Origin of the sequence: Aquiflexum sp., from assembly GCF_041749095.1 — a bacterium.
Classification (GTDB): domain Bacteria; phylum Bacteroidota; class Bacteroidia; order Cytophagales; family Cyclobacteriaceae; genus Aquiflexum.
Map to the genome: position 1 here is coordinate 1 of NZ_JBGTCA010000097.1, position 8,056 is coordinate 8,056.

The following is an 8,056-nucleotide window of genomic DNA, read 5'->3' on the forward strand; positions in this document are numbered from 1 at the left end:
ATTGATGAATTACTTTATCGAGGCAAAAATATTGACACATTTTTGAAACCATATGCAAAGAAGTTTAAAGTTCCTTACAAAAATGGGATTGAATTTCCTGACGAATTTGTAATGAACTTAATTAAAGGACATCTAAATGAAGAGGCATTTAAAAATTTCGAAAAAAAGATTAGGGAAAACTTTGCAGGACACAAGAAATCTGTTGAAAACCAAGATGTAAAAGATAAGATTGAAAACACTATTAACTTTCTTGCTAGCTTTAAGCCGATATGACATTTGAAAAAACATATGAAGTCCAAAAAGGCAACCAATTAATTATCAAATTACCAGAAAAATTTAAGTCAATGAAGAGGGTCAAGGTAATTATAGAGGATGTTGATGAATCAAGGCAGGAAAAATAAAACTACTTAAAAAAGCTCCCAAAGACCCATTGTTTCTTTCAGATATTAAGGAGATAACTTCCGATTTTGAGAATTCTGATTATCAAAAAACTATGGTCAAATAACTGATCAGTAAATTAAGAAAGGGGTTGTCGAGGAAAATCTTCATCAAGTATTTATCATATATCTATTTTGTGATAAATTAGAATCAACTAGGAGGGCTACTTAATCAACTTCAATCAGATTTTCTATCAAATGAATCACTTTTCAGAAATTCCTAAATAGCATTTTATCTTTTTACTTTAAAAACATGAACTATAAACTTGCTTAAAGAAATTATGGGATGGATAAATTAGAACTAAAATTTCAAAAAGACATTTCACAATTGTTTGAGTCTATTTCAACACTCATTGGAGAAGCTCGACAGCGTGTTGCCGTATCTGCTAATGCTGAGGCCACAATACTCAATTATAAAGTGGGTGTTTTCGTCAATGCTTTTATTTTAGAAGGAAATCGAGCGCCGTATGGGAAACAGATCATCGGAAATCTTTCTTTAATGCTTACCCAAAAATTTGGATCTGGCTGGTCCTCCAAGCATTTATTTCATTGTCTCCGCACTGCGGAGAGTTTTTCCGAAGAGCAGATTGTCTCCGCAGTGCAGAGACAATTGAGCTGGACTCACTTGAAAACTGTTGCCTACGAAAAGGACGAGCTTAAAAGAACCTTTTATCTGGAAATGGCCAAACAGCAACGCTGGAATACACGCACACTTTCCGAACAAATAGATAAAATGTTATTTGAGCGAACAGCTATAGCAGCTAAACCACCGGAACAAATTGAACAAGCCCTCAAAGAACTAAACCAAGAGGAAATAATAAATCCCGACCTGATTTTTAAGAGCAGTTATGTGCTTGATTTCTTGGGACTGAGAAATACATATTCTGAAAAGGATGTGGAAACTGCTTTAATATCCAACTTACAACAGTTTATTATGGAATTGGGTAATGGCTTTGCATTTCTTGAAAGACAGAAGCGTATTTCGGTTGATTCATTGGACTATCATTTGGATTTGCTTTTTTACCATCGCAAACTTAAAAGTTTGGTGGCAATAGACCTGAAGCTTGGAAAGTTTAAACCAGAATACAAAGCACAGATGGAATTATACCTACGTTGGCTTCAAAAGAATGAAATGCAAGCCGGAGAAGAAAGTCCTATAGGACTATTGTTGTGCAGCGAAGGAAATACCGAACATGTGGAACTTTTGATGTTGGACAATAACCAAATAAAGGTAGCCCAATACCTTACAGAACTTCCGGATAAGCAATGGTTTGCCGACAAGCTTCACAGATCTTTGGAAATAGCAAAAATGAATTTAAATGAATGATGGCACCAGGTGAGAACTAAAAAAAAATCGAAGGTTGCTTACATGTCAGAAGTATCAGCATTTTATGGATAGATTTTAACTAAGATGAAAAAGTCACAATTATTGGAGACGATCCAAGATATGCCGGAAGAATTTTCTGTGGATGAACTAATGGAAAAATTACTGATTTTGCAGAAAATAGAAGAAGGACAACAGCAAATTCTGGACGGGAAATTTTTCACTGAGAAAGAAGAATGAACCGGGAATATTTCGCTGCGGGGGTAAGCAGTCAGAATGTCTGACATTCAATTTCACTAAAATTTATAGCCGGACCGTCCGGCTTTTTTTGTGACTATACGAATCTGAAATTTCAATTTTCGTATAACGTTGTTTTTAGACCTTTTCTTTCTTTTAGACTAATTCAAATAATGTTAACTTTGAAAATTCATATTATTTAGAAAATTTGTCAGATTTTACAAATAAGAGATTAAATGCATTTTATTGATCTCGGCATATTTGTCGGGTACATGATACTGATGCTTGGAGTGGGGTATTATTTTATGCGTCAAAACAAGAATCAGGATGATTATTATGTTGGTGGTAGGAATATCGGCCATTGGCATATCGGACTCTCCGTTGTGGCCACTGATGTAGGTGGAGGTTTTTCTGTGGGGCTTGGAGGATTGGGTTTTGTAATGGGGCTTTCGGGAAGTTGGATGCTTTTTACAGGATTGTTGGGGGCATGGCTGGCGGCAGTATTTTTGATTCCGAGGATAAAGCAGGATAAGGCATTTGCGAATTTTTATACTTTCCCACAGATATTCAAACATCTTTTTGACAAGAAGGTAGGCATTGCGGCTGCTGTGATTTCTCTGATTGGATACCTTGGATTTACTTCATCACAATTATTGGCAGGTGCAAAACTGGCCTCGGGTACCTTTATTGAATTGGGATTGACTCAGGCATTGCTGATGATGGGGGTTATTGCGGTGGTCTATACGGTTTTAGGAGGATTGAAAGCTGTAATATATACTGATACTGTACAGTGGATTGTTCTGATGTTGGGATTTATCTTTATTGGTCTTCCTGTTGCCTATTACCATGTAGGCGGATGGGAAGTTATCAAAGCCACATTGCCCCGGGAGTTTTTCAGCCTATCGAACCTTAGGTGGCAGGACTTCGCCAATTGGGGTATTACGATCTTACCGATTTGGTTTATCGGCATGACATTATATCAGAGAATATATGCCAGTAGAGACACCAAATCTGCCCAAAAAGCCTGGTTTATAGCGGGTTTGTTCGAATGGCCTATTATGGCCTTTATGGGAGTTTCCTTGGGGCTGCTGTCAAGAGTGGCCTTTGAACAAGGTTTATTGATCATTGAATTGGACACATTGGACCCTGAAATGGGATTGCCCATACTCTTGAGGACAATCCTGCCTCCAGGTATATTGGGGCTGATGATGGCGGCCTATTTTTCAGCGGTGTTATCTACTGCAGACTCTTGTCTGATGGCTGCATCAGGGAATCTGTCAACTGATATTTTTGGCAAATGGCTGAATAAGAAAAATGAAAGACGTCAGATTTTATATGGGCAATTGTTCACATTGATACTAGGTATAATTGCATTGATTGTTGCCATGCAAATGACAAACGTATTGGATTTGATGCTTTACAGTTATGCCTTCATGGTTTCGGGGCTTTTGGTTCCGATCTTATTCGGTTTGTTTACAAATAAAAGAAATCCGGAAGCAGCTATTTCTGCCATGATTACAGGTGGTGCTGTCACGGTGATTCTTGGTTTATTGACTATAAACTTACCTTTTGGTCTTGATCCAAATTTTTTCGGTGTTTTTGCCTCTTTAGCAGTGTTTTTGCTTGTAAATAGGTTTAAAGAATTAAAAATTCAAAATAAAATCAATGAATATGCTTAAAATAGAAAAAATATCCACTGCAGATCAAGCTACCTTTTTACAGAAAAAAGAGATAGCGGATTTTTTGTTTGTCCAGTTGGAACAGTACGGTGATCCTATCAATGATATTATGAAATGTCTTGATTATGCTTTGGATCAGGCTGTGGATAAAGGTGGCTATGCAGTTTTGGCACGGGAAAATGAAAAAATAGTAGGGGCTGTAGTCATCAACAAAACCGGTATGTCCGGATATATTCCGGAAAATATTTTGGTATATATCGCTGTAGATGCTTCACAAAGAGGAAAAGGTGTGGGTAAACAGTTGATGACAACAGCTATTGATCTTGCAAATGGGGATATAGCACTTCATGTGGAGGCGGATAATCCTGCCCGAAAATTATATGAAAAACTGGGGTTTACAAATAAATACCTGGAAATGAGACTCAAGAAATAAGATGGCTTACCTAACTTTAAATAGAACCAAACTCAGAGATAATTTCGAATACCTCAAAACCTTGTTTGAGGACAGTGAGATTCATTGGGGGGTAGTTTCCAAACTTTTTTGCGGAAACAGAAAATTTCTGGGCGAACTGATAAATCTCGGAGTAAAGGAAATCCATGACTCCAGGATAAGTAACCTGGCAAAAATCAAGGAAATCAACCCGGAAATCCAAACCGTCTATATCAAACCTGTTTCCAAAAGGAATATTGCCAAAATGATCAAATATGCCGATGTGAGTCTCAACAGTGAACTGACTTCCATCAGGTGGATTTCAGAAGAATCGGTAAAGCAGGGGAAAATCCATAAGATTATCATCATGGTAGAGACCGGGGACCTCAGAGAAGGGGTGATGGGTGACCATTTAGTGGAATTTTATGCCCAGATTTTTGAACTTCCCAATATTGAAATCATAGGTTTGGGAACCAATCTCAATTGCCTCAACGGTGTAATGCCTTCTACTGATAAACTCATTCAGCTGTCATCGTATAAGCAGATCATAGAACTCAAATTCAATAAAGAAATACCTTGGGTCTCGGCAGGTACTTCCGTGACCATACCCTTGATGCTGCACAAACAATTGCCAAAAGGTATCAATCATTTCAGGGTAGGAGAAACATTGTATTTTGGTGTGGATTTATTTGAAGAAAAGATCATTGAGGGTATGCATGGTGATGTTTTTGAACTGAATGCAGAAATAATAGAAATGCAGGAAAAACCATTATTGCCTACAGGCACCATAGCTGCTAATCCCCAAGGTGAAGTCATAGCGATAGATCAACAGCTATATGGCAAATCTTCATTCAGGGCAATCCTGGATATTGGTCTTTTAGATGTGGATCCAAAATATTTGATTCCTGAGGATGGGGAATTTGAGATTCTTGGAGCAAGTTCTGATATGCTGATTCTCAATCTAGGGAGCAACCCTGAAGGGTACAAAGTTGGAGATGTAATCAAATTCAATCTGAAATATATGGGTGCCTTGGGAATTTTGAATTCCAGTTATGTTGATAAGGTAATTTCCGAATAAGAAATTTAATTAGTTTTTTTAGTTCAAATTATTTTTCTCTGGCATGGTATTGGCCATATAGAATAAAAACCAACTATTAATACTATGAAAAAAATACCATTTATTATCGGTTTATTCTGTTTAGTCTCCTTTGGAGCTTTGGCCCAAAGTTCCAATGATGGAAGAGGAGGTTTTGGTATCAGGGGAGGTGCGAACTTCTTTAACTTCGGAGGGTCAGATGCTTCCAACAATGATTACAACAATAGAATCGGTTACCATTTTGGATTGTACAATTCATTCTTTATAGGAGAATCATTGGCTATCGAACCTGGTGTTTATTATTCTGTTAAAGGAACTCAAAATGACAACCTGATCAAATCAAGATCTGTATTGGGTTATGTGGATGTACCTCTGATTTTCAGGATCTATGCCACGGAGGGATTGAATTTCTTTGGAGGTGGCCAAGTTTCCTTTTTGACTTCATCAAGATTTGAAGGAGACTTCTTTGGATCAAGTTATGGATTTGATACTGAGGCTATCAGTAAGACTGATTATGGAGTTTTATTGGGTGTAGGGTACACACTTCCAAAAGGGCTTAACGTTCAGGCTTCTTATGATTTGGGACTTAATCCTGTATTTAAAAACAGCAATGCTGAAATCTATAATAGAGGTTTCAAAGTTTCCTTGGGTTATACATTCTAAGGAGAATTATAAATTCAAAAAATAATATTCTATTAAAAAAAAGAGGTTTGACGTTGTCGGACCTCTTTTTTTTATTGGTTTGTCTTTATATCATCTGACAAATCAATATTCATCATTTATCTCCAACCAATATCCATCCGGATCTTTTAAATAAATCTGTTGGATACCATCAGGCCGGATGTTGATGGTGTTTTTCTTTCCCGGCCAATCTTCATATTCGATTCCCAATTTATTTAAGTTGGCTATAAATCCATCCATGTCCGGTATGCTGAAACAAATATGATTGATTTTATTGATCGTGACAGGTTCCCATGGAGCTTCAATTATATGCATAGATAAATTATTGCCTATATCCAGCCATGCATGCAACCCATCTTTGAAGGGTTCGTCCAACTCTGGGAAATTAAAAACACCTGTATAGAAATCAGTGCTTCTTTTCAAGTCTTCTACATAAACTGCGATGTGTGTGATTTTAGCCTGCGCCATGCTTTTATGGTTCATCATTATTAAACCCGTAAGTATAATTATGGAAGTGATAATTTTTTTCATTTTGATTTTGGGTTATTGTATTTGAAATGTGAGATTATCTATTTTTTTGACAATAGACTACTTCTTTTGGGAAATGGTTGGAAGATCGAAGTTGGAAGAAGCGAACTTTGAAACATTAATTCTTGAATTGGGATAGTCAAACGAACTCCTGGCAGCATTTCGGATAATCAAATCGTAATATAATTGATTTGATTTTTAAATCTTTCCTTTGAGGTTTCTTTTTCAATCTAGGAAGGATAGTAAATAAAATAAGCCTTCCCAATTGGAGAGGCTTAATTTAAGTTTAAATGTTTTAGCCGATTTCTAATTCTTATGTACAATTATTGCTCTTAAGGTTAGAGTTAGAAACAATATCTCAATATCGGCTTCTGAATTAATTTAGATCCAGTAACAGAAGTCGATAATAGGTACTAATCCAGATTATTTTCACTCTTTAGGTTTTGGCGCCAAGGCAAGACTTTCTGCTTCATCAAACAAGTTAAGTGCTTGTTGATAGGCCTCATTGACTACCTCATTGATAACTTTATAGAATGCGTTTTCATCAAAAATGTTTCTCGCCATATTGGCTTTCAGAAGAATTTTGAGATAATCTTTCGATTTTTTAAAATCCTTTTCATCAAATTTGACCTTATTTCTCTCACCTATTTTTATCAATGTCTGAAGCATTTCCTCCGAAACCTGATATTTACTATAGTAATCTTCAAAACTCATACCATCAAATTTCTTCTTGTTTTTTTCAAGATAGTCCAAGACAAATTCCCTTGAAGAATCTGAATTAAACAACCTGTTTGTATAGGCACTTGACATGGTAGTATCCAATGGAACAAAGAAATCAGGCATGATGCCACCACCACCAAATACAGCTCTTCCTCCCTTTGTTTCATACCTCAGACTGTCATCGAACTTGATGCTGTCAGCGGTGAAAAACTCCCCGTGTTCAAATCTGTTCATCCAGTCACTTGCATAGTCATTGTCATTGCCATAAGGCTTTTGAATAGATCGTCCTGAGGGGGTGTAATACCTAGCTATGGTCAATCTAAGTTCCGCTCCATCAGATAAGTCTATCGGCATTTGAACGAGGCCTTTACCAAAAGATCTTCGGCCCACTATAAGTCCACGGTCATTGTCCTGAATAGCGCCGGCAACGATTTCTGATGCTGATGCGCTTCCTTCATTGATCAAAACAATGATAGACCCCTCTTCAAATAGACCTGGCTTGACAGCATGGGCTTTTTGGTTATACCTACTTAATTTACCCTTTTGGGAAACGATAAGCGCATTTTCATCCAAGATTTCATCAGCGATATTGATGGCAGCGCCCATATACCCGCCCGGATTTCCCTGAAGGTCGAGAATCAACTTCTTCATCCCTTGATCCTTAAGTTCCTGGACCGACTTTTTAAATTCTTCATGGGTAGTAGCGGCAAATCTGGTCACTTTAATATAACCAATTTCCTCATTGACCATATAAGTGGCATTGATACTATATTGGGGGATTTTGTCTCTTATAATGTCAAAAGAGATCAGTTCATTTTGGTTCTTTCTTTTGATATCCACTTCTACTTTGCTCCCTCTGGGACCTCGAAGTAAATCAAAAACATCTCTATTGGTAATCCCTGTTCCGGCCACAGTTTTGCCATC

General features: G+C 37.1%; 10 protein-coding genes. 8 read left to right on the forward strand and 2 right to left on the reverse strand.

Annotation, left to right across the window (positions count from 1 at the left end; all coding sequences use genetic code 11):
* The 8 genes from ACEW8O_RS05120 to ACEW8O_RS05155 all read left to right on the forward strand — a co-directional run.
* Positions 1-273, forward strand: a 273-nt coding sequence (locus ACEW8O_RS05120; protein WP_373493546.1) for a hypothetical protein, incomplete at its 5' end; no start/stop codon positions are given.
* On the forward strand, positions 270-401 hold the full coding sequence (locus ACEW8O_RS05125; protein WP_373493547.1) for a hypothetical protein: 132 nt from the start codon (positions 270-272) through the stop codon (positions 399-401). The genes ACEW8O_RS05120 and ACEW8O_RS05125, both read left to right, overlap by 4 nt.
* Before the next feature lie 322 nt (positions 402-723).
* Positions 724-1,764, forward strand: coding sequence for a YhcG family protein (locus tag ACEW8O_RS05130; RefSeq protein WP_373493548.1), 1,041 nt, complete (start codon positions 724-726; stop codon positions 1,762-1,764).
* Positions 1,765-1,848: 84 nt separating this feature from the next.
* Positions 1,849-2,001, forward strand: a complete 153-nt coding sequence (locus ACEW8O_RS05135; RefSeq protein ID WP_373493549.1) for a hypothetical protein — start codon at positions 1,849-1,851, stop codon at positions 1,999-2,001.
* Positions 2,002-2,234: 233 nt separating this feature from the next.
* On the forward strand, positions 2,235-3,677 hold the full coding sequence (locus tag ACEW8O_RS05140) for a sodium:solute symporter (RefSeq protein WP_373493550.1): 1,443 nt from the start codon (positions 2,235-2,237) through the stop codon (positions 3,675-3,677).
* The gene (locus ACEW8O_RS05145) at positions 3,670-4,110 is read left to right on the forward strand and encodes a GNAT family N-acetyltransferase (RefSeq protein ID WP_373493551.1); all 441 of its coding nucleotides are present in this window, start codon (positions 3,670-3,672) and stop codon (positions 4,108-4,110) included. The genes ACEW8O_RS05140 and ACEW8O_RS05145 overlap by 8 nt, the downstream gene beginning before the upstream one ends.
* A 1-nt stretch (position 4,111) precedes the next feature.
* Positions 4,112-5,185 (forward strand): alanine racemase, encoded by a 1,074-nt coding sequence (locus ACEW8O_RS05150; RefSeq protein WP_373493552.1) that lies wholly within the window; start codon positions 4,112-4,114, stop codon positions 5,183-5,185.
* Positions 5,186-5,269: 84 nt separating this feature from the next.
* Positions 5,270-5,866 carry a porin family protein gene (locus ACEW8O_RS05155; RefSeq protein WP_373493553.1) on the forward strand — a complete coding sequence of 199 codons (597 nt, stop codon included), beginning with the start codon at positions 5,270-5,272 and terminating at the stop codon, positions 5,864-5,866.
* A gap of 102 nt (positions 5,867-5,968) precedes the next feature.
* Here ACEW8O_RS05155 and ACEW8O_RS05160 read toward each other — a convergent pair whose 3' ends face one another.
* Positions 5,969-6,415: a VOC family protein gene (locus ACEW8O_RS05160; protein WP_373493554.1), complete on the reverse strand. Its 447-nt coding sequence runs from the start codon at positions 6,413-6,415 to the stop codon at positions 5,969-5,971.
* Between the two features lie 426 nt (positions 6,416-6,841).
* The coding region (locus ACEW8O_RS05165) for a S41 family peptidase (RefSeq protein ID WP_373493555.1) at positions 6,842-8,056 on the reverse strand (1,215 nt) is incomplete at its 5' end.

Coding starts and splice junctions, on each gene's coding strand:
- ACEW8O_RS05145 (WP_373493551.1), top strand. CDS start 3,670: ATGCTTAAAATAGAAAAAATATCCACTGCAGATCAAGCTACCTTTTTA.
- ACEW8O_RS05130 (WP_373493548.1), top strand. CDS start 724: ATGGATAAATTAGAACTAAAATTTCAAAAAGACATTTCACAATTGTTT.
- ACEW8O_RS05150 (WP_373493552.1), top strand. CDS start 4,112: ATGGCTTACCTAACTTTAAATAGAACCAAACTCAGAGATAATTTCGAA.
- ACEW8O_RS05135 (WP_373493549.1), top strand. CDS start 1,849: ATGAAAAAGTCACAATTATTGGAGACGATCCAAGATATGCCGGAAGAA.
- ACEW8O_RS05155 (WP_373493553.1), top strand. CDS start 5,270: ATGAAAAAAATACCATTTATTATCGGTTTATTCTGTTTAGTCTCCTTT.
- ACEW8O_RS05140 (WP_373493550.1), top strand. CDS start 2,235: ATGCATTTTATTGATCTCGGCATATTTGTCGGGTACATGATACTGATG.
- ACEW8O_RS05125 (WP_373493547.1), top strand. CDS start 270: ATGACATTTGAAAAAACATATGAAGTCCAAAAAGGCAACCAATTAATT.
- ACEW8O_RS05160 (WP_373493554.1), bottom strand. CDS start 6,415: ATGAAAAAAATTATCACTTCCATAATTATACTTACGGGTTTAATAATG.